General features: G+C 59.5%; 17 protein-coding genes. 6 read left to right on the top strand and 11 right to left on the bottom strand.

The genetic code is table 11. The features are described from left to right. Positions 1–29 precede the first annotated feature (29 nt). The 3 genes from J7400_RS14655 to J7400_RS14665 all read right to left on the bottom strand — a co-directional run bounded on the left by J7400_RS14655 (position 30) and on the right by J7400_RS14665 (position 5,305). Complete coding sequence (locus J7400_RS14655) at positions 30–1,397, bottom strand: oligosaccharide flippase family protein (RefSeq protein WP_209064611.1); 1,368 nt, start codon at positions 1,395–1,397, stop codon at positions 30–32. After that, the gene (locus J7400_RS14660) at positions 1,394–2,218 is read right to left on the bottom strand and encodes a glycosyltransferase family 2 protein (RefSeq protein ID WP_348540179.1); all 825 of its coding nucleotides are present in this window, start codon (positions 2,216–2,218) and stop codon (positions 1,394–1,396) included. The genes J7400_RS14655 and J7400_RS14660 overlap by 4 nt, the downstream gene beginning before the upstream one ends. A gap of 105 nt (positions 2,219–2,323) precedes the next feature. Beyond that, positions 2,324–5,305, bottom strand: a complete 2,982-nt coding sequence (locus tag J7400_RS14665; protein ID WP_247738825.1) for a calcium-binding protein — start codon at positions 5,303–5,305, stop codon at positions 2,324–2,326. A gap of 272 nt (positions 5,306–5,577) precedes the next feature. Between J7400_RS14665 and J7400_RS14670 the strand changes: the two genes are divergently transcribed. Next, the gene (locus tag J7400_RS14670) at positions 5,578–6,750 is read left to right on the top strand and encodes a serine hydrolase domain-containing protein (RefSeq protein WP_209064981.1); all 1,173 of its coding nucleotides are present in this window, start codon (positions 5,578–5,580) and stop codon (positions 6,748–6,750) included. A gap of 97 nt (positions 6,751–6,847) precedes the next feature. Here J7400_RS14670 and J7400_RS14675 read toward each other — a convergent pair whose 3' ends face one another. Genes J7400_RS14675 through J7400_RS14685 form a run of 3 tightly spaced genes read right to left on the bottom strand, consistent with a single transcriptional unit; the run spans position 6,848 to position 8,905 of the window. Then, positions 6,848–7,648 carry a metal ABC transporter permease gene (locus tag J7400_RS14675; RefSeq protein WP_209064982.1) on the bottom strand — a complete coding sequence of 267 codons (801 nt, stop codon included), beginning with the start codon at positions 7,646–7,648 and terminating at the stop codon, positions 6,848–6,850. 1 nt (position 7,649) lies between these two features. Further along, complete coding sequence (locus J7400_RS14680; RefSeq protein WP_209064614.1) at positions 7,650–8,423, bottom strand: metal ABC transporter ATP-binding protein; 774 nt, start codon at positions 8,421–8,423, stop codon at positions 7,650–7,652. Then, positions 8,420–8,905 carry a transcriptional repressor gene (locus tag J7400_RS14685; RefSeq protein WP_209064616.1) on the bottom strand — a complete coding sequence of 162 codons (486 nt, stop codon included), beginning with the start codon at positions 8,903–8,905 and terminating at the stop codon, positions 8,420–8,422. Before J7400_RS14685 ends, J7400_RS14680 begins: the two co-directional genes overlap by 4 nt. 92 nt (positions 8,906–8,997) lie before the next feature. Between J7400_RS14685 and J7400_RS14690 the strand changes: the two genes are divergently transcribed. Beyond that, positions 8,998–10,179 carry a zinc ABC transporter substrate-binding protein gene (locus J7400_RS14690; protein WP_348540180.1) on the top strand — a complete coding sequence of 394 codons (1,182 nt, stop codon included), beginning with the start codon at positions 8,998–9,000 and terminating at the stop codon, positions 10,177–10,179. Between the two features lie 18 nt (positions 10,180–10,197). On the opposite strand, the gene J7400_RS14695 is transcribed toward J7400_RS14690, so the two are convergent. Next, entirely contained in the window at positions 10,198–11,862 is a 1,665-nt protein-coding gene (locus tag J7400_RS14695; RefSeq protein ID WP_209064617.1) for an ABC transporter substrate-binding protein, read from the bottom strand. A gap of 238 nt (positions 11,863–12,100) precedes the next feature. Here J7400_RS14695 and J7400_RS14700 point away from each other — a divergent pair, with 238 nt between their 5' ends. From J7400_RS14700 to J7400_RS14710, 3 genes are all read left to right on the top strand, one after another. After that, positions 12,101–13,180: a glycosyltransferase family 2 protein gene (locus J7400_RS14700; protein ID WP_209064619.1), complete on the top strand. Its 1,080-nt coding sequence runs from the start codon at positions 12,101–12,103 to the stop codon at positions 13,178–13,180. Between the two features lie 43 nt (positions 13,181–13,223). Next, on the top strand, positions 13,224–15,488 hold the full coding sequence (locus J7400_RS14705) for a glycosyltransferase family 2 protein (protein ID WP_209064621.1): 2,265 nt from the start codon (positions 13,224–13,226) through the stop codon (positions 15,486–15,488). Between the two features lie 84 nt (positions 15,489–15,572). Continuing rightward, the gene (locus J7400_RS14710; RefSeq protein ID WP_209064623.1) at positions 15,573–17,447 is read left to right on the top strand and encodes a hypothetical protein; all 1,875 of its coding nucleotides are present in this window, start codon (positions 15,573–15,575) and stop codon (positions 17,445–17,447) included. A 27-nt stretch (positions 17,448–17,474) separates the two neighbouring features. Here the strand turns inward: J7400_RS14710 and J7400_RS14715 are convergent, their stop codons facing one another. From J7400_RS14715 to J7400_RS14730, 4 genes are all read right to left on the bottom strand, one after another. Then, positions 17,475–18,491 carry a LacI family DNA-binding transcriptional regulator gene (locus J7400_RS14715; protein WP_348539434.1) on the bottom strand — a complete coding sequence of 339 codons (1,017 nt, stop codon included), beginning with the start codon at positions 18,489–18,491 and terminating at the stop codon, positions 17,475–17,477. An 87-nt stretch (positions 18,492–18,578) separates the two neighbouring features. Then, complete coding sequence (locus J7400_RS14720) at positions 18,579–20,144, bottom strand: DUF427 domain-containing protein (RefSeq protein WP_209064627.1); 1,566 nt, start codon at positions 20,142–20,144, stop codon at positions 18,579–18,581. A 154-nt stretch (positions 20,145–20,298) separates the two neighbouring features. Then, positions 20,299–21,003, bottom strand: a complete 705-nt coding sequence (locus J7400_RS14725; RefSeq protein ID WP_209064629.1) for a hypothetical protein — start codon at positions 21,001–21,003, stop codon at positions 20,299–20,301. Then, entirely contained in the window at positions 20,975–21,277 is a 303-nt protein-coding gene (locus tag J7400_RS14730) for a hypothetical protein (protein ID WP_209064631.1), read from the bottom strand. The genes J7400_RS14725 and J7400_RS14730 overlap by 29 nt, the downstream gene beginning before the upstream one ends. Before the next feature lie 173 nt (positions 21,278–21,450). Between J7400_RS14730 and J7400_RS14735 the strand changes: the two genes are divergently transcribed. Then, the gene (locus J7400_RS14735) at positions 21,451–21,924 is read left to right on the top strand and encodes a hypothetical protein (RefSeq protein ID WP_209064633.1); all 474 of its coding nucleotides are present in this window, start codon (positions 21,451–21,453) and stop codon (positions 21,922–21,924) included. Positions 21,925–21,930 lie beyond the last annotated feature (6 nt).

Below are 21,930 nucleotides of genomic sequence, written 5' to 3' on the forward strand. Positions count from 1 at the left end.
AATCACAACCATACTTCAGAAAGGTCAAATCAGGGCAAATTGAGGGCAGAAAGTGCGAAAATGGTCTTTTGATGCAAGACCCATACCAATGCACCGACCCCAACGCCCACAGCCCAGAACAAAGCATCGTGGCGCGCGTCCCACGCCGCGTGTTTGCGCGCCAGCCAGATGACAACCGGATAGGCCAACATCATTGCCAAGCCTTGCCCGATCAGCGCTCCCGTCAGGCCGAACTGCGTTCCTCCCAAGATGAGCCCTGTCATCACCAATCCGGCGCGTGTCGCGGCAAGCAGGAAAAACCCTCGGCTGTCACCGGCCGCCAGCGCCGCATTGTCATAGGTCAGCGCAATCATTTGAGGGATCTGCATCAGCGCGAGCAACACAACAATCCCGCCAGCCAGTGCATAGCGCGGGTCATAAAGTGTCTCGACAAGCCACGGTCCAAGCAGCGCGAAACTTGTCAGCAGCGCAAACAATCCGCCGCTCAGCAACAGCCGCATCTTGTGTAAATGCGCGCGGTTCTCCGCGCTCTCATGCGGAGGCTTTTCGCGGTAAATCGGGATCAGCAATCGCCCCGCCAGCATCCCGCCCAACAGCCATGGGAAGGAGGCTAGGAAATAGCCGATGTTGTAGATGCCAAGCGCACTCAGGCTCAGGAATTTCCCCAGAACAATTTTGTCCCCCTGACTCAGCAGGAACCCGGCCGCCGTAGAAAGAAAGATCCATTTGCCAAAGTGGATCAGTTCCCGTGAGGCCGGACGCTCCCAGCGGACGTGATTTCCCGCTCCGGGCAGCAGCAGGTGGTAGGAGATCAGCTGGATGATCAGCGTGGACACCGCGCTGGCCACCAATGCCCACACGGATCCTGTGGCCCAGGCCACCAGCACACCCACCACCAATCCAATCACCTGCGCGCCCAGGTCAATCGCTGTGAGATGGCCCAGAACCAGATTGCGGTTGGCGCTGTCTTTCTTGGTGGGAAACAGACCGGAAATCAGCAGGGTGATCCCGACCACAGGCAGGATCTGCGCCAGCTCCGGTGCGTCATAAAACACCGCCGCCGGTGCCGCCAAGGCCCAGGTCATGACCATCAGCACCGCGCCCCGCAACACCTGAATGGTCCAGGCCGTGTTGAGAAACGCCGGATCCTCGCCCCGCTTGGATTGCAGGATCGACTGGCTCACGCCCATATCACTGAGGTTGTTCAGCCCCTGCATGAACACCCAGACAAGGCTCATCAGGCCAAAGGCTTCGGGGAACAGAAGCCGCGTCAAAATCAGGTTGGAGGCCAGCCTGAGCGCCTGACTGCCACCATAACCCAAAATAGTCAGCCCGCCGCTGCGCAACGCGCGTGCGGCCAGCGATTGGCCTTTCGTGATCTGCTGCAGGCGGCTCATCGCCCGCGCTCCCAACCCTGCGCCCTCTGCGGGGTGAATTTCACAACCAAGGCCACCGCCACATAAACGCCAAACCCAATCGGATCACACAGCGCCATGCCCAGCATTTGCCCCGCACGTACCGGCAGCTTGTTGTCGTTCTTCGCCAGCTCTGGAAAACGCGCAAAAACCTCACCCACACCGGCATTCTGCCGCCGCCGCACCCGAACCAAGGCACCAAAGCCTTCTACCAGCGGCCAATCGTATCCGGCTGACACGCCCACCCGTTCTGCGGGGGCAAAGGACAGCCGCACAAAGGTGTCATCAGAGATAATGTCGGGAAAGTCGCCCCAGCGCGCGCGCCCTGCGGCATTCACTGCAAACAACCCTGCACCGGGCACGCCTTCGGTGATGAAAGGCACTTTGGCATAGGTGCGCGCATAGGCCCGTGTCGCCCAGGTCGCGGCCTTGCTCAGGCGCAACTGACCGCTTGCATAGCGCGGCGCCTCTGTTGCCAGAACACCTGCCAGCTCGCCAAACACTGCCGCATCGACGATCACATCCGCATCCAGATAGGCACGCATTTCGTAATCTGCCGCCGCATCCGCTGCATTCAATGCACCAATCTTACCGATGGCAGGCAGGTCCAGAACAACCAGATCCCAGCCCTTCTGTGCCGCGCGCTCCGCAAAACCTTTGGCGATTGTCACAGTGCTGTCGCTGCACCCATTGGCAGCCACCACAATCTGCGCGCATGCCAGACCCTCTGATGCCAGCACAGCCTCAAGGCAGGTCCCGATATGGGCCGCTTCATTGTTCGCTGGAATGAGGATGCTCAACACCGCGCGGATGCCTTCTTCTTGTCAATCGCGGCGACCCTAACAGAGCCAATCACACACGGGCAGGGGGATCTGCCTGCATTGTCAACCCTGTGTCTCAATTGCCCTCTACAGAAAGCCAGAGAGTGGCAGCACCAATGCCGGCGCGTCCTCAAAGGCCACGGCCTCGATCTCGGTCAGAAGATAGTCTCGCCCTTCCGCGCGGACACGCACCCGCGCGCCGTCACGTTCCCAGCTGTAGTCTGCACGGGTGCCCGGCAGCAGCACGCGATCCAGGCCAGGCCCGCCATGCAGCAGATCGCCGCGTCCGCGGGCGACCAGAATATCATTGCCATCCCCGCCCAAAAGCACATCGCGCTTGCCGGTGCCTTCGAGCCGGTCCCGCCCGTCGCTGCCCAGATAAATCCCGCCGTGCAAAAACGCATCCCTGTCGCGGGTTTCGGCCCAATGCGGCCCGTCGATGTTGTAGGCGGTCAACCGGTCTTGGCGCGGGGTCTTGTCCCACAGATGCCGCAGATGCCCCCAACTGCCCCATTTGCTGGGACGCCCCACGTCGCTGTAGGCATTAAAGCCGCGCCCGCCCAGCCGCCGCCAGGCCACCAGCATCTCATCATAGACCTCCGCCAGCTCTTCGCTTGCGCTGAAGGCGGTGAAGAAATCCGTGAGCGCTTCGTCATTGGCCTCAACACCAACGCCCACCACATGGCTGCCGCCTTCATACATCAGGAAATCCAGCCCGGCTTCGCGCGCGCGCTCTGCGTGATAAGGCAGGTACTCCTGCGTCATCCGACGCAGATCGCCTGACCGCAGCGCCTCTGCGGCTTTGGCAAACAGCCCATCATGTCGCCGCTCCGCCACAAATTCACGCAATGCAACCCGTTGCAGGCCTTCCGCACTGCCGGCTGCCTCCGCTGCCGCGCGCGCCTCTTCAAGCCAGCCACGCACGGTTTCCGCACCCTCTTCAACGCCAAGCGAAACGCCAAAATATCCGGTCACAGCATAGGCCTCAAACAGGCTCACCGGAGCAGGATTGCCCTCTGCCTGCCATAGCGGGGCCTCAAGCAATCCGTCCTCATAACCGGGCCAGCCGGTATGCACTGCGATCACCCGGCTCAGGCGCGCCTCTGCTGCGTCGCCGAAGACATCCCCCCAGATCTGCGCCATCTCGGCGGCTTTCATCCCGGCAAACTGCATCTGCACGTCGCTGCCTTTGCCCCAGCGGGCCTCGCCTTCGCGCAACACCCATTGCGCCTGCTCAAATCCCCAGTTCCAAAGCTCGTTGGAGTATTCCACATGGGCCACCAGTTCCGGGTCCAGATGGTCGCGCACATAGGTGGCAAAGCGGGTCATATAGTCAGCCTCCGCGAGGTGAGGCATGTTGAACCAAGGGTCCGCACCGATTTGATTGGCCAGCGCAACCATCACCTCAACCGGGACACCGCGCCAGGCATAGGTGAAATCGCTGGGCAAGGGGCGTCCGTCCCAGCGCGATTGCGTGGAGCCGTTGGTCTGCATCCAATCCATGAACCGGACCTGACGCAGATCATCCACCACGTTCAGCCAATCCGGATTGAAAATCACACCCGCCTTCCACAGCGGGATATGCACCATCGACAGCACTGTGATGTCGCGCACATAGTCGCCGGACAGCTCCGGATCCGGGTTGCGGATCTTGATCCCCACCAGCCCATCGCCGGGCGTGTAATCAAACCAGATCTCTCCCGGAGCTTCCCGCACCACACGCGCACGCCCGGTGAGCTCGATTGCGCCTTTGCCCTGCCAGGTGACGCGGTAGCGCCCAGCGAGTCCTGAGGACTCCTCCGGCTGATCGGTGAACAACACCGTTTCAATCGCCTCGATATCTTCGGGCAATCCCCAGACCCAGCCGTGCTCATCGACCAATCCGCGATCCTGCAGGTCCTCAAAACTCAGCGCGCCCCAGCGCCCGTCGACATGGCCAACCCAGGGGCGCGCAGTCTTCATACGGTTGAGAAACGGATGCTGCGTCGCCCAATCGCTGACCTCGCTCAGCCCCATGGACAGCGCCGGATCGGCCAGCCCCAGTCCTGCCAATTCCGAAGGGCTGTCTACTGCGTCGGAAAATCCGCTTTGCTCCAGCGCCGCGCCTTTGTTGGCCGCCTCAATCGGGCGCAGCACCAGACGGTGAATTTCATCGCGCACGGCCTCCCAATAGGTGCGCACATCCGGATGGATCGTGTCTGGCAACGCGACCGCCAGCGGCAGTTCGGATTCAAACAGCCAGACATATGTGATCGCTCCGGCCAGTAGGTAAGTGGTCGCCGTGCCATGGGGCGCATCGTCGGAATAGAGCGCCTCAGACGGCATGCCTTCCAAAACGCCCCCATCCAGCAATTGTGCCATCACGCTGGCCACGGGGATCAGGTCAATCCGCACCTCAGGCCGCGCCGCGCGCAGCTGATCCACATAGTCTTCAAACCACGCATGATAGTCCCCGGTGTTGAACCGCTGATATTTGCGCAGCTGGCGCGCATTTGGCGGGAAGCGGCGCACCTGATTGCCCATATAGGCCCAGCCCTCATAAATCGCGTAGCGCACCGGCGCTGCATCGCCGAGCCGTTCCTGCAAATTGTCGATCACGTCCAGCGTCGCGGTGACCGGGGAGTAATTGTCCGGATTGTCGCCCTCATAAGGCTGCTCTGGTGTGCGATATTGAATGAAGTTTGCAGGCGTGATCAGCACACTGTCCCAGCCCACATCGGCAAAGTTGCGATAGGCGCGCGTCCAGCCGCGTTGCACCTCTTCAAATCGCCAATTGGCAGAGGGCCGGCCGCTTTGGGCAAAATCGCGCAAAAAGCCCCATTGGCCATCCAGTCGCAGGTCGGTTCCTGCGGCTTTGGCAAACACCGCCATCCAATGCGGCGCGGTGGTTTCATCGCTGTCGGTCAGGTGGTGCACCAGACTGTTGCCATAGACATAAACCGCCTGCGCGATCTTGCCGCCTGCCGTGTCCGCAGTCTGTGAGCTCGTCTGCGCAGCGGCAAACTGCACCGCGCTAAATGTGGCCAACACAGCAAGGCCGCGTCTGATCCACTGTGTCGTCTTGGTCATGCTCTCTCCCTGAGCGGCGTATTCTACAGCCCGGATGGTCATCCGTGGGGCCACTATGCTGTGATTCCCAAGGCGCATCAAAGCCGATCAGGCTTAACAGAGCGTGGCTTTGCGTCACCTTTCAAAAACTGGAACGCTTTTCTGGCCTTGCTCATTTTGATGGCATAGAGGCAGTGTGAGGCATGACAATGAGGAACAGCACCATGATCGGCACAGCGTTACCCCAAGACAGAGGGTTTGATGTCGGCCGCTTGGAGGTGCTCTCCGGCTGGATGGATCAGCTCGTTGCCGACCGCAAATATGCCGGTTGCGCCCTGCTGATCGCCAAAGAGGGCGATGTGGTGTTTGATCATGCCACCGGCCTGCGCAGCCTGTCGCATAACCTGCCGTTTGAGCGCGACACCGTTGCCCGCATCTATTCCATGACCAAACCGATCACCACGGTAGCGCTGATGATGCTGGTGGAGCGCGGCCTTGTTCATCTGGACGCCCCGGTTTCTGAGTTCATCCCCGGCTTTGCCGACAGCCATGCCCTGATCCCCGGCGCGACCTCGCTGGATCAGGTGGAACCCTGCGCCAGCCCGACCCTGCACCAGCTTGCCGTCCACACCAGCGGTCTGACCTATCCGTTCAATCCGGGTCTTGTTGCAGAAGCCATGGATGCCGAAGATCTGCTCTTCAAACCCACCCAAGGCAAACTCGAAGACGTTGTGAACAAAGTCGCCGCCCTGCCGCTGGCCTTCGCGCCGGGGCAGCGTTGGGAATATTCCGTGGGCATCGACATTCTGGGCCGCGTGATCGAGGTGGTCTCCGGCAAATCGCTGGAGCGGTTTTTCCGCGATGAAATCCTGGATCCGCTAGGCATGACCGAAACCGGCTTTTCAGTTGTGCCGGGAACGGAGTCGCGCTTCGCCGATCTTTACACCCCGCTTGAGGGGGACGCGATGGCGCTCAACGCGGCAAAGGTCGGTGCCAACACGCTGCGCGAAGTGGACAACGCAGAGCGGTCTCCTTTCCTGAAAGCGGAAACCTTCTCCGGTGGCGGCGGTCTTGTGGGCACCATGGACGACTACCTGCGCTTTGTTGAAATGCTCCGCTGCGGTGGCGCGCTGGGCGACACGCGCTTGCTCGCGCCACGCACCGTTCCCTTCATGATGGACAACCATCTCCCCGATGAGATCGCCGCCATGGGACCGCAGAGTTTTGCCGAGCAGCCGATGGAAGGCATGGGCTTTGGTCTTGGCGGTGCGGTGGTGCTTGATCCTGCCCGCGCCCGCTGTCCCGGCAGCTTTGGCGATTTCAGCTGGGGTGGGATGGCCTCAACCTTCTTCTGGATCGACCCGATGGAGTCGCTGTCGGTGGTCTTCTTCACCCAGCTCTCCCCGTCCAGCAGTTACCCAACCCGCGCGCAGCTCAAGGCACTGGTGCAGGCGGCGCTCACCTGAGCCTGTCCTAAGTGTTAACGCGGATGGTGACACTGAGATGCACACCTCCGCGATACAGCCGCAATACCGACGCGATACAGACGTCCGTGAAAATTGGTTAATTCTGCGCTGGGCGCAGCAGGCGGCCAAGCACTGTCATCACCAAAAACAGCGCGGCGGCGACGCAAACCACAGACGGTCCGGCAGGCGTATCCATCTGATAAGACAGTCCCAATCCGCCCACCGCAGCCGCCGCGCCGATGCCCGCAGCCCCAAAGGCCATGACTTCTGGCGAGCGTGCCACCGCACGTGCCCCTGCCGCCGGAATGATCAGCATCGCCACAATCAGCAAGGCCCCAACCACCTTGATCGCCACCGCCACCACAATGGCCAACGCAAATGTCATAAGCTGTTGTTCACGCTGCGGATTTAGCCCGCTGGCATAGGCAAGGTCCCGGTTCAATGTGGCCGTCAGTAGCGCCTGCCAGCGCCAGGCCATCAGCCCGACAACCAGCGCCGCGCCGCCCCAGATCACGATCAGATCGGTTTTGCTCACCGCCAGAATATCGCCAAACAGGTAGGACATCAGGTCCAGCCTTACCCCTTGTAGAAAAGACACCGCCACAAGACCGAACGCCAATGCCGAATGCGCCAACACCCCAAGCAGCGTGTCGACGCCAAAGCCTTTTTCCGAGAGGTTGGACACCGTCAGCGCCATGGCCAGCGCAATCGCCATCGCGCCTGCAAAGATCGAGACCCCGAGCGCCAAAGACAGCGCCACCCCAAGGATCGCCGCATGGGCCGTCGCATCGCCAAAATAGGCCATCCGCCGCCAGACCACAAAGCAGCCCAAAGGGGCTGCCGCAAGCGCCACACCAACGCCGGCAAAAATCGCGCGAATGAGAAAATCGTCAAACATATCAGTGAGATCCGTGATCGTGGTGGGCGTGATCACCGTCATGACTGTGGTCATGGTCATGGTCGTGATGATGGTGGTGATCATGCTCATGCCGGTAAAGCGCCAGCGCCCCATGGGTACCGGTGCCAAACAGCGCCCGATATTCCGGGGCAGAGGCGACAATTTCCGGCGTGCCATGGCAGCACACATGCCCATTGAGGCAGACCACACGGTCTGAGGCGCTCATCACCACATGCAGCTCGTGGCTGACCATCAACACAGCGGCTCCAGTGCTGCGCCGCACCTGCTCAATCTGGGTGTAAAGATCTGCAGAGCCGGGCTGATCAAGGCCCGTTGTCGGCTCATCCAAGATCAGCAGGTCGGGCTTATCCATCAAAGCCCGCGCCAGCAGAACGCGCTGGAATTGCCCGCCCGAAAGCCCCGCCATGGGCCGGTTTTGCAGGCCTTCCGCGCCAACCTGCGCCAATGCTTCCTCCACCTGCGCCTTGCTGCGTTTGGTGGGAAGCGACAGAAAACGGGCGGCGGTCAAAGGCATGGTGGCATCAATCGCCAACCGCTGCGGCACATAACCGATGCGCATGCCCGCCGCACGCAGAATGGTGCCCTGATCGGGTTTGAGCGCCCCAATAATGCAGCGCAGCAAAGTGGATTTGCCACTGCCATTAGGGCCAACAATGGTGACAATCTCACCTTTGTCGATGGCCAGATCCACGTTGCTCAGCGCCTGATGCGACCCGCGTTTCACCGACATTTTGCTGACGGTGACAAGTCTCATGCGGGTGTCTCCGCTGCGGGCGCGCAATCCGGGCAGAGCCCCTCCGCCTCGACCACCGTGCTTTCCACCACAAAGCCCATCGCCTTGGCCGCTGCGCCCAAGGTGGATTTCAACGACGCGGCGGTTTCGCCAACCGTGTTGCAGCCGCGGCAAATCAGGAAGATGGGTGTGTGGGTGTCACCGGGATGGGCACAGGCCACATAGGCATTGAGCTTCTGAACCTTATGCACAAACCCGTTGAGGACCAAAAAATCCAAAGCGCGATAGACGACCGGGGGCTGCGACGCATAGCCTTCCTCAGACAGAATGCCCAAAATATCATAGGCTCCCATCGCGCGGTGTTCCTGCAGCAGGATCTCCAGAACCCGCCGACGCCCCTTTGTCAGGCGCAGCCCTTTGGCCGCGCAGGTTTCTTCTGCGGCACGCAGCCCGCTGCCCACACAGGCGGCGTGGTCATGGCTTTGAAATCCCACGGTTTGCATGGAGCCTCCTGACGGTCCTCAAGATTTGATGCTTGATATAATATAACATTTCAACTAGAGCCAGCCCCTGTAGCAACAAAAGGAGCGCTGACGTGCGATTCATTCCTATGGTCTTTGCGGCGACCGTTCTGGCCGCGCCGGTGCGGGCGGAAGCGCCACGCGTTGTGACGGACATCCTACCAGTCCAGGCGCTGGTCGCCAAGGTCATGCAAGGTGTTGGCGAACCTCAGCAATTGCTGCCCGCCAACCAATCGCCACACAGCTATGCCCTGCGTCCGTCCGAGGCACGCGCGCTTCAAAACGCCGATCTCGTGGTCTGGATCGGCGCGGAGCTGTCTCCTGCATTGGACGAGGCCATCGACAGCCTTGTGAATGACGGAGAGGCGTTCTCCCTGCTGCACCTGAACGGCACAAGAGAGCTTGCCTATCGCGAAGATGAAACCTTCCTTGAGATTGCTCTGGGTGAGGGGGATGATCATCACGACGATCATGACCACGATGCGCATCATGACAACGATCATGAGGGTCGCGACGACCATGCACATGACGAAAAGCATGAAGACCATGATGATCACGGTCACGACGATCACGACCATGACGATCATGCGGATGATCACGGCCATGATGAGGGCCATGAAGAGCATGACGCGCATGATCACGACAAACATGCCGACCACGAAGGTCATGACGACCATGATGACCATGCGGATGAGGCCCATGCTGGCCATGAGGGGGAGCACCATCATGACCACGATGGCGTTGATCCACACGCCTGGCTTGACCCGCAAAATGCCAAGTTCTGGATGGGCGCGATTGCCGAAAAACTCGCCACCCTTGATCCGGCAAACGCTGTGACCTACCGGGCCAATGCCGCCGCCGGTCAGGCAGAGCTAGAGGCGCTGACAGCAGAGCTCGCCGCAGAGCTCGCCCCTCTGAAAGGGCACGGCTTTGTGGTGTTCCACGACGCTTACCAGTATTTTGAAACCCGCTTTGATCTGTCGGCCTCCGGAGCGATCCTCTCTGCAGACGGTGCAGCCCCAAGTGCCGCACGTCTGGATGCGGTGCGTGATGTCCTTCACAAAGAAGGCGTCACCTGCGTTTTCACCGAGCCACAGTTCAACCCCAAAGTTGTGAAGGCGATCAGCTCTGGTCTGGATCTGCACTCCGAAGAGCTGGACCCGCTTGGCGTCAATCTGGACAACCCGGATTATCTCGCCCTGATCCGCAACATGGCGGAACAGTTTGAGCACTGCCTTGAGGGTCACGATCACTAAGAGGGCGGCTTGCCCACTTTAGATCCAACGCAATTCCGCGGGGCGTATTTCAAAGGAAATATGATGCGCCCCGCCGAGCAGCCCCTCAACCGTATGGTTGGCCAAGGCGCGCCAGTAGGGCTGTAGGGTCACCGCATCTTCCTGCAAGATCCGTTCCCCCCGTTCCACAAGCGCCCGCCGTTTGTTCAGATCAAGCGTGCCAAGCGCCTCATCCAGAATGGCGTCAAATTCCGGATTGGCATAGCCGAACTCATTCCACGCCTCGCCGCTGCGATAGGCCAGCGCCCAGATCTGAACGCCGAGCGGGCGGTGGTTCCAATCCGTTGCACTGAATGGGAACTTGTCCCAGTTGTCCCAATAAATGCTGCCCGGAACAATGGTGGTTTTGGCCTGAAATCCCGCATCGCGCAGCTGCGCCACCACCGCATCCGTTGTGTTTTTGCGCCAGAGATCGTCGATGGTGTGCACTTCCATCTCAAATCCCTCCATGCCTGCCTCCTGCAGCAGCGCAAGTGCGCCGCGCGGATCATGGGGCGGCAGGCCGATGTCGGTATATTCCGGATGCGCAGGGCCGATATGGTGGTTCTCCGCGGTGCGGCCGTGACCGCCGTTGCCAAGCTCCAGCAGCACCTCATTGTCCACGGCCATCGCAATGGCCCGCCGCACACGCAGGTCGGCATAGGGCATCTGCCCGTCCACCTCGGCCAGCTGATTGGGGCGCACCACCACCGTCGACATGGAGATCACATCGTTTTTGACCCAACCTTCGGTGGCACCGATCAGATCGGCATATTCGCCGTCCACGGAATAGGTCATGTCAATTTCACCGGCCTTTGCCGCACGCGCCCACACCGCCGGATCGGTGCCAAAATCAATAAACTCGATGCGGTCCATCCAGGCGCCGTTGCCGTCGTTCCACCAACTGTGATCCTCATTGCGCATCAGCACACCGCGCGCGCCGACCTGCAAATCCACCGGCAGGTAAGGTCCTGTGCCTACGGGATTTTCCAGCATAGTGGCCGGATCAAAGCTCTCATGCACAATCGCGGCGGGATAATCCGCCATACCGGGTATCAGCGAAATATCCGCCTTGGGCAGGTTCAGACGCACCGTGTGGTCATCAACCACCTCAATCGCACCGTCAAGCGCGCGGTTGGTGGCCGGATCAATCAGCGTGGCAAACCGCCCCGCCATGGAGTTCCCCGCCAGATCCCGCGCGCACCAGCCTGTGATGTTGCGCGCCACATCTTGCGAGGTAAAGGCATCGCCATTGTTCCAGCGTACCCCTTGGCGCACATTCAGCGTATAGGTTTTGGCATCCTCGGAAATTTCCCAGCTCTCCAGCAGCGCGGGCTTAAACGTGCCATCGTTTTCATAGGTGACGAGATATTCCAGCCATCCGCGCGTGAAATTGGCAATCTGCGGCCAGTCAAACAGGCGCGGATCTTTGAGCGCCCGCACTTCTTGCTGAATGCGCACCACGCCCCCCGACGAGGACGCCGCCGTCTGTGCTGCCGCTGGCTTTGCGCTTCCGAGCAGCGCATAGGCGGTCGCGGAACTTGCCCCAAAAGCGCTGGCCAGCGTCAGAAATTCGCGTCGCGACATCTGGTCCGATCCAACATGGGCCACCTGATCAATCAGGCTTTGCGGCAATGGCGCTCCGGTGCGGTTTTGAAAGGACATCGGTGTCCTCCAGTTTGGCTGGGGTTGCGAAATTTCTGAATGCCACAATGTTTGGCTTCTATGAAAGAAATGTCAAAGGCCGGAAATCCCGACCGGTTTTCAAGATCATAGGGCAGTTGTGCCACACAGCAATTCACATTCCTTGGTGCCAACGCAGAGGTGTTCCTCGGAAGACTCAACCGATGAGGATTTCATGTGAAAGCCTGTCCCGTCAGGATCACTGTGCTATGCAAAGGCCATGACCACGGCACAAGACACGTCTTCATTGCGCATTCTCAGCGTCACTTCCGTGCGCAACGAAGCGCCGTACTTGCTGGAATGGATCGCGCACCACAAGGCTGCAGGCGTCACCGATTTCCTCATTTTTTCAAATGATTGCGACGATGGCACCGATGCATTGCTTCAGGCTTTGGACGCCGCAGGGATCATCACCCATGTGGACCACAAACCAACGTCAGGCAAAAGCATCCAGTGGCAGGCTTTAAGGCAGGCGTGGAAACACCCCCTGCGCAAAGCTGCGGACTGGATTTTGGTCACCGACGTGGATGAATTCATCAATATCCACGTGCCGGGGCATCGCATTTCCGATCTGCTCGCCAAGCTTGATGAGGCGACCGATGCGGTGCTGCTGCCCTGGCGCCTTTTTGGCAACAACAACAAAGTCGCGATCGAAGACAGTCCTGTGACCGCACAATTCACCCGTGCGATCCCGGCAGACGCGCAATATCCGGTGGCGGCCAGCCTGTTCAAAACCCTTTTCCGGGCCAAAGGGCCGTTCAATCAATTGGGCGTGCACCGCCCCAAGCAGAAAGACCCGGAAAAAGCGGGCCTGCCGAATATCCGCGATGGCTCCGGCAACCCCGTGCATCCTTTTCTGGCCGAGAATGCGTCGCGGCTGTCGCTCTATGGTCTTGGCGTGGCGCGCGATCTTGTGGAGCTTAATCACTATGCGGTGCGCTCCGCCGCCGCATTTGTGGTGAAGAACGAGCGCGGGCTACCCAATCGCGCCTCCAAGAAAGTCGATCTGAGCTATTGGGTGGAGCGGAACTTCAACACCGAAGAGAACACCTCCATCGCTCAAATGCGCCCGGCAACAGAGAGTGTTTTGGCGCAGCTTCTGGAGATTGACGGGGTCGCCGCGCTCCATGCCGCCGGTGTGGCGTGGCATCAGCAACGCTTCCTCACCCTTGTGACCCAGCCCGCCGGACAAGAGCTGATGTCCCAAATCCTCACGGCCGGTGGCAGTCAGGTGCCGCCACGACAATTGCAGCAGCAGTTGGTAAGATGGTATCAACAGGCAACAGATAAAATATCCTGACGCCATTGCGTGATCGGGAAGAAGAGAGAGCAGGGGCAAACCCATGGGGAAGGCCGCATTCCAACTGTGCGAGGTGACAACCGCTGATCTGGCCGGGGCGGCGCTTTTGTCTTGTGTGGCCGCTGAAAACAGCGACGGCACTGAAGCGCTGGCGTTTTTCAAAACCGGCGTCGATGCCGGTGCATTTTCGGCTGGGGCTGACACCGAGATTCTGGAACGGCGCAGCATCGGCGATGGCGCCATCCTGCGCTTGCGTTTCGCGGGCTCTGCGCCCCGGTTGGGGATCAAGGAGGCCCAGTCAGATGTTTCCGTTGCACAGCCTGACTCGGACGTGTTTGAGGGCCTGAATGCAGCCCTCGCGGTGCGCAACGGCGAAACTGCTTCCGCAACGCTCGCTTGGCTGCGCTATCATGCGGCGCATCACAATCTTCAGGGCGCGGTGATTGTGGATCGTGCGCAACCGGGTAAGGACACGGATTATCTGAGCGCGCTTGAGGCAGGTCTGCCGGATATCAAAGGGCTGAAGCAGGTCTTGGTTGTGCGGTTTGATGTGCCTCTGGGCCACGCCGATTTGCCGCCGGAGGCACACCCTTTCAACGCGCCAGACGCGCCGGGCAAAGACCGTATGGAAATCCCTGAGGCCTCTCCTTGGGATGCGCCCTTGGGCGAGGTGCAAATCTTTGAGCTGATCCGCCACCGCTGGCTGAACCGCGCCCGCGCCGTTGCGCTGCTGGATATTTCTGATCTGGTCAGTCAGACCAAAGGGGCAGGCACCAAGGGCCGCACCCTCTTTGATATGGCGGTCAAATCCGAAAGCGGTGCCATCACGCTTGTGGGGCAGCATTGCTACCCTTGGCGCGTGCGCAACGGGCAAGAGGCCAGCCACGGGGATCACATCTGCGTTCAGTTTGATGCCACCAAGATGCGCCGCCGCTGGGTGGTTGCCCCCAAGAAAGCGCCCCCCGATGTGGTCTGGCGGCTGATCCGCGTGGTGGGCGCGCGCACCAAGCCTGACGAATGGGTGAAGTTTTATCGCTGCATGGCGCTGCGCCATCCGGCCAAAAACGTCGGGCAAATCGTGCCCAAGACCTCGCTGATCGAAGAAGACGAGCTGCTGAAAATCGCGCGCAAGAAACTTGATCACAAGCCGCTCCGCATGCCGGAAATTCCAGCGCCCAAGGTGGATCCGGCGGACAATGACGTGGCCATCATCACCTGCATGAAAAACGAAGGCCCGTTCATTCTGGAATGGCTCGCCTATCACCGCGCCATCGGTGTGAAGAGCTTTCTGGTCTACACCAATGACTGCAATGACGGCACCGACAGCTTTTTGGATCTGCTGCAGGAAAAAGGCTTTGTGCAGCATCGCGACAACCCGTTCAAAGGCACCAACCTGAAGCCCCAGCACGCGGCCCTTCAGGCTGGCGAAAGTGAGCCAGTGATCCAGAATGCGGATTGGGTCATCTCGATGGATGTGGACGAATTCATCAACATCAAAACCGGAGACGGCACGCTGCCCGCGCTCTTTGAGGCGGTGGGAGATGCCAATCTGATCTCCTGCACATGGCGCCTCTTTGGCAACTCTGATGTGCATGGATACACCGACACGCCGCTGATGGCGCAGTTCACTCGCTGCGCGCGCGAGCAAACGCGCAAGCCGCATCAGGCCTGGGGCTTCAAGACGCTTTACCGCAACATCGGGCTCTTCAAAAAGCTCGGCGTTCACCGTCCCAAAGGCCTCAATCCCCAGCTTTGGTCTCACATCCACTGGGTGAATGGCTCGGGTCAGCCCCTGCCCAAAGACATGTATCGCAACGCATGGCGCTCAACTGCCACCACGGTGGGCTATGATCTGGTGCAGCTCAATCATTATGCCGTGCGCTCGGCAGAAAGCTTTCTGGTGAAGCGTGACCGGGGCCGCGTGAACCACGTCGATCGCGATCAGGGCATGGCCTATTGGTTCCGCATGAACAACAACACGGAAGAAGACACCTCCATCCAGCGCATGATCCCGGCCATGCAGGTAGAGATGGATCGGCTCCTGTCTGATCCGGAAATCGCAGAGGCCCATGCCTTCTCTGTGGATCGCCACCGCGCCAAGATCGACGCGCTGCGCCAGACCTCCAACTACGCCAAGTTCTACGAGGATCTCACCAGCGCCAGACAGGAGCGCCTTGCCAGATTGCATCCGCATTTTGGGGCCAATGTCTTTCTTGCCGGGCCGGAGGTGATCCCCGATTGGGTTGTGGAGCGTGATTTACCAGATGATTTCTTCTTTACAGTAGAGAAGCAAGACACAGCCCATTAATGGGAGCTGTAACGGATTTTCGGAGACAGGACCGGTGTTTCGGCCTAGACTGTTTCCAAATTAAGAACAAAGGGTTGGGGCAAAATGGCAAAGCTACCTGAGATCGCATCGCTGTGGATCGGCGGACGCCTGTCGTGGCTGGAACAACTGTGTCTCAAATCCTTTGCCGACGCGGGGCATCACATAACGCTTTACAGCTATGAGGAAATCCCCAATGTGCCCGAAGGGGTGCACACCGCCGACGCAGGCGAGATCTTTCCCGGCGAGCCGATGTATCGCCACGTGCGCACCGGCAGCCCGGCCATTCACGCCGACATCTGGCGGCTGAACCTGCTCAAAAAGACCGACAAGATCTGGGTGGATGCCGATATCTATTGCTACCGGCCCTTCAACTACACCCGTCAATCGATCTTTGGCTGGGAGAAAGAAGGCCTCTTGTGCAACGCGGTTCTGGGCCTGCCTAAGAGTTCCAGAGCGCTCAACGCCATGTTGGATTTCTTTGAGGATGAATATGCCATCGGCCCTTGGCTGAAGCCGTGGCAGCAACGCGAATTGCAGGCCGAAAAGGATGCCGGACGCCCGGTGCATATGACCGCGCAAAACTGGGGGTTCACCGGCCCTGCGGCGGTCACTTATTTCCTCAATCAGTCCGGGGAAATCAAATACGCTGAGCCGGAAGCGGCGTTTTATCCGGTGTCTTTCAAAGACCGGAACAAGATGATCCAAAGCCGGTTTGACATCAAAAAAGACTGGCTGACCGAAGACACCCGTGGCGTGCATTTCTGGGCGCGCCGGATGAAGCCCCGTCTGGAGGAAAAGGAAGACAACCGCCCCCGGCGCGGCTCTTTCATGCACGGTTTGCTCAAAAAGCACGACATTGATCCCGATGCGGCCTTAATCCTGCCAAAGAAGAAAGCCCCTGATGCCTCAGGCTCGGCGAGCAGCCCATCAGAAACCTCGGCATCTCTTCCGCAAGCAGAGCCAACCGCCAATGTGAGCCCCGTTCTGGAAAAGCCCAAAGCCGCCGCCCTTCCGGAGGCGCTAGATATCTCCAAAGTCGAGGCAAAACCTGCCGCACCAAGCCGGTCTGATTGGAAACGCAACCTGCAAGAAGTCGGTGCTGAGCAGGGCTTCTTTGAAGAATTGGGGGAGGAACACTCCGCGCTCTATATCGAGCAGGGCAAGACGTTGATTGTCACCTTCGAAAATCTGGATCACGTGTATGAGGATAGCGCGGAGCGGATGCCCTGGGGGCATAACTTTGTCACCTCGCGCGGCTGGTCGATGCTTGGCCTGATGGCGCACGGCTGGACATGGTACCGCGATGAGGCGGTTTTTGATTTCTTTGACCGTCTGCGCGACGAAGGCTTTTTTGAGCAGTTCGACAAGGTCGTGTTTTACGGCGCCTCAATGGGGGCCTATGCGGCAGCGGCCTTTTCCTCTGCAGCCCCTGGTGCCACTGTCATCTGCATCTCCCCGCAGGCCACGCTGGATCGTGAAACCGCAAGCTGGGAAACACGCTACCGCCGCGCATGGCACCGCGACTTTGGCGGGCGCTATGGCTATGCTCCCGATCTGATTTCAGAGGCCAAAGAGGTGAACCTCTTTTATGATCCACGCATGCCTGCCGATGCGATGCACGCAGCGCTCTTTCGAGGGGGCAACGTGCGCAAATATCGCTGCCGCTTCATGGGGCACCGGATTGCGTCGTTGTGGATCCTGATGGGGCTTCTGAAGCCGGTGATCGAGAAGTGTGTGGCGGGCGAAATGAATGCCAGCACGTTCTACGGGCTCATGCGGCAGCGCCGTGAAGTGCCGCGTTATCAGAAAGAGATGTTGCAGACGCTCAACAAAGATGGCCGTCCATGGATGATCGCCAGCTATTGCGCGGCGGTTCTGGCGCGGCGGCGTGGGCCACATTTCCGCAAAGCTCTGCGCGCGGCGCGCGCAAAGCTCTAATCTGATTTAAGTTGAACGGCTTGCAGCTTAGGCGTCGCGCAATGTGTCGCCAAAGCTGATCGTCGGGGCGAGGGTCACAGTTGTGTCCTTGTCTTTGCCCTCGGTGCGCGCGGCAATGATTTCAGCCGCCTTGATGCCGATTTCACGGCGGCAGGCATCCATGGTCGCCAACTGGCGCGGCAGACCTTGCAGCAGTTCCACACCGTTAAAGCCCGCAAGCCCGATCTGGCCGGGCACATCAATGCCCTTCTCCAGCAGGTAAAGCAGCCCGCCCGCGCCGATCATATCATTGCTGTAGTAGATGAAATCCACATCCGGGCTGCGCTCCAGCACCGCCTGCGTCATCTCGCGGCCCTTCGCGAGTGCTGAGCCGCCAGAGTAAAACTCGCGATCAACCACCTCGACGCCGGATTTGGCGAGCACTTCGGTAAAGCCCTCAAAGCGTTTGCGCGCCCGGTGGTCCAGCGGCATCTTGGTGCCAAGGAAGGCAATCTTCTTGTAGCCGGCCTTCAGAATCGCCGCCGCCATCTCGCGCCCGGCGCGGCGGTGCGAAATGCCCACCATAGCGTCCACAGGTTCGCCGTCGGTGTCCATGATTTCCACCACCGGAATGCCGCTCGCGTTCAGCATCGCGCGGGAGGCTTCGGTGTGCTCAAGCCCGGCAATGATCACGCCGGAAGGCCGCCAGGACAGCATCTCATAAAGGACTTTCTCTTCCTTTTCAGGAAGATAGTCGGTCACGCCCACAACGGGCTGCAGCTCGGTGTCTTCCAGCACCTGACTGATCCCGCTCAATACTTCCGGAAACACCATGTTGGACAAAGACGGGATGATCACCGCTACAAGGTTCACGCGCTGACTGGCCAACGCCCCGGCAATTTTGTTGGGAACGTAGCCGAGCTCTTTGGCTGCGGAGAGCACCTTTTCTCTTGTCGCCGGAGAAACATCACCACGGTTTCGAAGCACGCGGCTGACTGTCATTTCAGACACCCCCGAGGCTTCAGACACATCACGAAGGGTCAAAGAGCGATTTTGTTGAGTCACAGACAGTCATCCCCATAAGGTCATGGGAATGTTACCGCGATCATAAGCGCAGGTTCAAGCGTCTGCGGCTGTGAGACGTCGCGCAATTTAGCAATCCGCGAGCTTATCGGCGGAGACTGCGAAGCAGGAGACCGGCTCTTTCACGTTGCGCAGGGTGATATCGCCCAAGGGTTTGCGGTCCAGATCATGGCGCGCCACCTCATCGGACACAACAATCCGATGGCCAACTTTTTTCCCAAAATCCCCAAGCCGCGCAGCCACATTGGCGGGGCGGCCAATTACCGTGAAATCCAGACGCTCGCGCGATCCGACATTGCCATAGGTGACCCGTCCATAGGAGATGCCGATGGAGCAGTCACAACAGCGCGGCGGATCTTCATCCCGCAGCGCTTCGAGTTGCTGCACAATCTCACGTGCGGCCTGCAAGGCTTCTGCCCCGGCATCCGCGCCGTCCTCCGTGTCAGGGAAAACGGCCAGCACAGCGTCGCCGATGAACTTCAGGACTTCGCCGCCATGGGCCTCGACGATGGCCGATGTGGTCTCAAAGAAGGTGTTGAGCAGATCAATATAAGCGGCGCGGCCAAGCTCTTCTTCCATGCGGGTGGAATCGCGCAGGTCACAGAACATGATCGCCGCATCAATATCGTCCCCATCCCCGCGCCGGATTTCGCCTCCCAGCACGCGCGCGCCTGTGCGCGCACCAACATAGGTTTCCAGCAGCGATTGCGCGTTTTCTTTCTGCGTGAAGACTTCAAAGAACCGGCTGATCACACTTGAGACCTCAAAGATCAGCCCGAGGTTTGCCGTGGTGAACCCTTTGGGGTGATCACTGGTCAGGGTCAGCACGTTGATTTGCCCGTTGGAGAAGATCAGCGGCATTGCCACATAATCCGTCGCCCCCTCGGCCCGCAGCTCATCCATGATGGGGAATTTCATATCAAGGCCCGGCACGTCCAGCTTCTGGCGCACTCCGCCCAGCCCTTGAGAGACATGGTAGAGGGGGCTGTTTGTGTAGGCAGGGTGTTCATGCAGATCGTAGGATGGCGTGTAGGTGACGATTTCATCCGCATCCCGCGTCCAGATATAGTGACGCCCCGCGATCATCGGATGCAGCGACCAGATCATCGCGGACATCCGTTTGACGGCAATGCCGCTCTCTTCCATCTTCCGGCCCAAGGCACCGATGAAATCTTGCGGCGTTGTTTCAAACGCGGCGCCGCGCATCAGCCAATCCACCAGAGGGCCCGTGATATTGCCATCCGCAACCGGTTCCAGCTCGGCACCGCCAAAATCCACCTCAACACCCGCATTCGGCATAAAGCCGATGTGGCCGTTGATGGCACGGCTTTCGGGCATGGCGTCATCATAGGACCACACCCCATTGGGGATGGTTTCCCCATCCATCAGAATGTCGCGATAGCGCGCGGTGCCTTTGAAGGGGCAGAAGGTTTTCAGCTCGTTTTGGTCTGACAGCGCCACAAGGATGTCATCGCGCGGTATGTAAATCTGCGGCTCAAGGCGCGTCTCATACATGACCTTGGCGCGCGCGCTTTGCGCCAGCAAGACACCGCCGCGCAGCACTTTTACAGTTGCATCTATCGGTTTGATGTCGAGGCCGTAACCGGCGTTTGCCCCAAATCGTGAGCCTTCCATAGCAAGATCTCTCCCTGCCGCGCGTCGTCCGTCCCAATGTGGTGTGTGAACAAAGGGTAAACAAGTCCCCAGCGGCCGGTTTCAACAACTTTTGTACATCAAACAGGCTCATCGGCTGCGGCCGCAGGGCGCGGGCAGGGGGCTAGAAGGAGGGCTAGAGCACCTCGATCACATCCTTGTCGATCGACAGAACATAACCTTTGCGCGCGATGTTTTTCACCAAAAGCTGGCTCACCATCTGATTGCCCAAAGAATCCCGCAGCCGCTTGATCCGCGTCGCCCCTGCCGCCTCATCGCAATCCGCCGACGGTTTGCCAGAGATCACGCTTTCCAGCGCGATGCCTGAAAGCACCTCGTCATCCATCCGTGCCTCCGCCAGTACCGAAAGCGTTTCCATCGCCGCATCGGTCAGCTTGAAGCCCATCTCGTTGAGGTAAACGGTCTTTTCTTCGCGACTGACGATCAGTGAGGTGACCTGAATGCCGGCTCGCTCGATCTGCGCCATGCGCCGGTTCAGCATCATCAGCGCCACAAGGCACACAAGTGCTGCGATCATCATCGCGGTGGCAAACACCAGCAACACCAGGATCACCAGGCGATAGCTTGAAAGCGTGTCAGCAAAGGCCGTGCCCGATTGCGCAAGGATTTCCAGAAGCTTGATTTCCGCCTGCCCGGTGAGCGCGTCATTCTCCATGAACAACTGCTCCACCCGCGCGTTAAACGCGTTGGCATCCGGCAAGGTCAGAAGCAGGACAGCGGCGCAAATCAACAGGATCGAGACAACCGCCCCAACCCCGAAAATCACAACCCGCCCGCCGCTGCGCCGCGTTTCAATAACGGAGGTAGAATTGTCCTGCACTGTCTTTTTTCCCGGAGAGTTTTGAGGCGTCAAACACGGAAAGGACGTTTAGCAGCGTCCACCCGTCCTGCCCAATGCGCGCGGCAACTTCCCGCTTGGCAGAGGCTTTGTCACAGCTGCCCTGCAGCGCAACGACACCATAGTGCAGCCGCAACGGGCCGTCCTTTTTGGCTTTGTAATCGGCATAGCAATCCGCCGCGCTTGCCAGATTGGGCAGGGCGAGGGAGGCCGCAAGAGCTGCCGCACAAATCGGGTATCTGATCCTGTTTTTCATGGCGCAACACTGCTCCCTGGGCGTTTGATATTCAATAACCAATCCGCTTTTGTGATCGGATATAGGATAACATCACCCTGATATTGTACGATTTTCACATCCTGACGGAAACAGAAGATGTCTTCCGGTCAACGCACCGGTCTCATCGAACAAAAACCGCAGAGGATGTTGTTATGACTTCAAAAACTTTCATTGCCGCCGTGCTGAGTGCCGCGCTCGTGATCACCGGCCTGTCTGCTCCCCGCGCGCATGCCTTGGATGAAGACGCGATTGGTGCATTGCTGTTTGGCGGCTTGGCTCTGGCGGTCATCGGGGCGGCGGTGGCCGACCACAAGGACGATAAGAAAGAGAAGCCACGCTACACCTATCAGCCGAGCAAACCTGAACAGCCCAAGAAGCCGAAGAAAGCCAAAAAAGCCAAGCACAAGCATAAGTCCTGGCTGCCAAGTCATTGCTCCAAACGGTTTGAAACCCACCGCGGCAAAGTCATTCAGGCCTACGGTCAGCGGTGCCTGTTCCGCGCGGAATACCCTGCCTATCGGTTGCCCGAGAAATGCTATTTCCAGGCGCGTGGCAAGCACCGTACGATCTCCGGCTATCGCACGAATTGCCTTGATCGCAACGGCTACCAAGTGGTGTGGCGTTAATCGGTC

The organism is Shimia sp. R9_2, assembly GCF_017743735.1.
Taxonomy (GTDB): Bacteria; Pseudomonadota; Alphaproteobacteria; order Rhodobacterales; family Rhodobacteraceae; genus Shimia.

What these genes read in the sequence shown, in the direction of transcription:
- J7400_RS14655 (WP_209064611.1), bottom strand. Translation starts at nt 1,397, where the DNA reads ATGAGCCGCCTGCAGCAGATCACGAAAGGCCAATCGCTGGCCGCACGC.
- J7400_RS14665 (WP_247738825.1), bottom strand. Translation starts at nt 5,305, where the DNA reads ATGACCAAGACGACACAGTGGATCAGACGCGGCCTTGCTGTGTTGGCC.
- J7400_RS14670 (WP_209064981.1), top strand. Translation starts at nt 5,578, where the DNA reads ATGGATCAGCTCGTTGCCGACCGCAAATATGCCGGTTGCGCCCTGCTG.
- J7400_RS14675 (WP_209064982.1), bottom strand. Translation starts at nt 7,648, where the DNA reads ATGTTTGACGATTTTCTCATTCGCGCGATTTTTGCCGGCGTTGGTGTG.
- J7400_RS14680 (WP_209064614.1), bottom strand. Translation starts at nt 8,423, where the DNA reads ATGAGACTTGTCACCGTCAGCAAAATGTCGGTGAAACGCGGGTCGCAT.
- J7400_RS14685 (WP_209064616.1), bottom strand. Translation starts at nt 8,905, where the DNA reads ATGCAAACCGTGGGATTTCAAAGCCATGACCACGCCGCCTGTGTGGGC.
- J7400_RS14695 (WP_209064617.1), bottom strand. Translation starts at nt 11,862, where the DNA reads ATGTCCTTTCAAAACCGCACCGGAGCGCCATTGCCGCAAAGCCTGATT.
- J7400_RS14700 (WP_209064619.1), top strand. Translation starts at nt 12,101, where the DNA reads ATGACCACGGCACAAGACACGTCTTCATTGCGCATTCTCAGCGTCACT.
- J7400_RS14705 (WP_209064621.1), top strand. Translation starts at nt 13,224, where the DNA reads ATGGGGAAGGCCGCATTCCAACTGTGCGAGGTGACAACCGCTGATCTG.
- J7400_RS14710 (WP_209064623.1), top strand. Translation starts at nt 15,573, where the DNA reads ATGGCAAAGCTACCTGAGATCGCATCGCTGTGGATCGGCGGACGCCTG.
- J7400_RS14720 (WP_209064627.1), bottom strand. Translation starts at nt 20,144, where the DNA reads ATGGAAGGCTCACGATTTGGGGCAAACGCCGGTTACGGCCTCGACATC.
- J7400_RS14730 (WP_209064631.1), bottom strand. Translation starts at nt 21,277, where the DNA reads ATGAAAAACAGGATCAGATACCCGATTTGTGCGGCAGCTCTTGCGGCC.
- J7400_RS14735 (WP_209064633.1), top strand. Translation starts at nt 21,451, where the DNA reads ATGACTTCAAAAACTTTCATTGCCGCCGTGCTGAGTGCCGCGCTCGTG.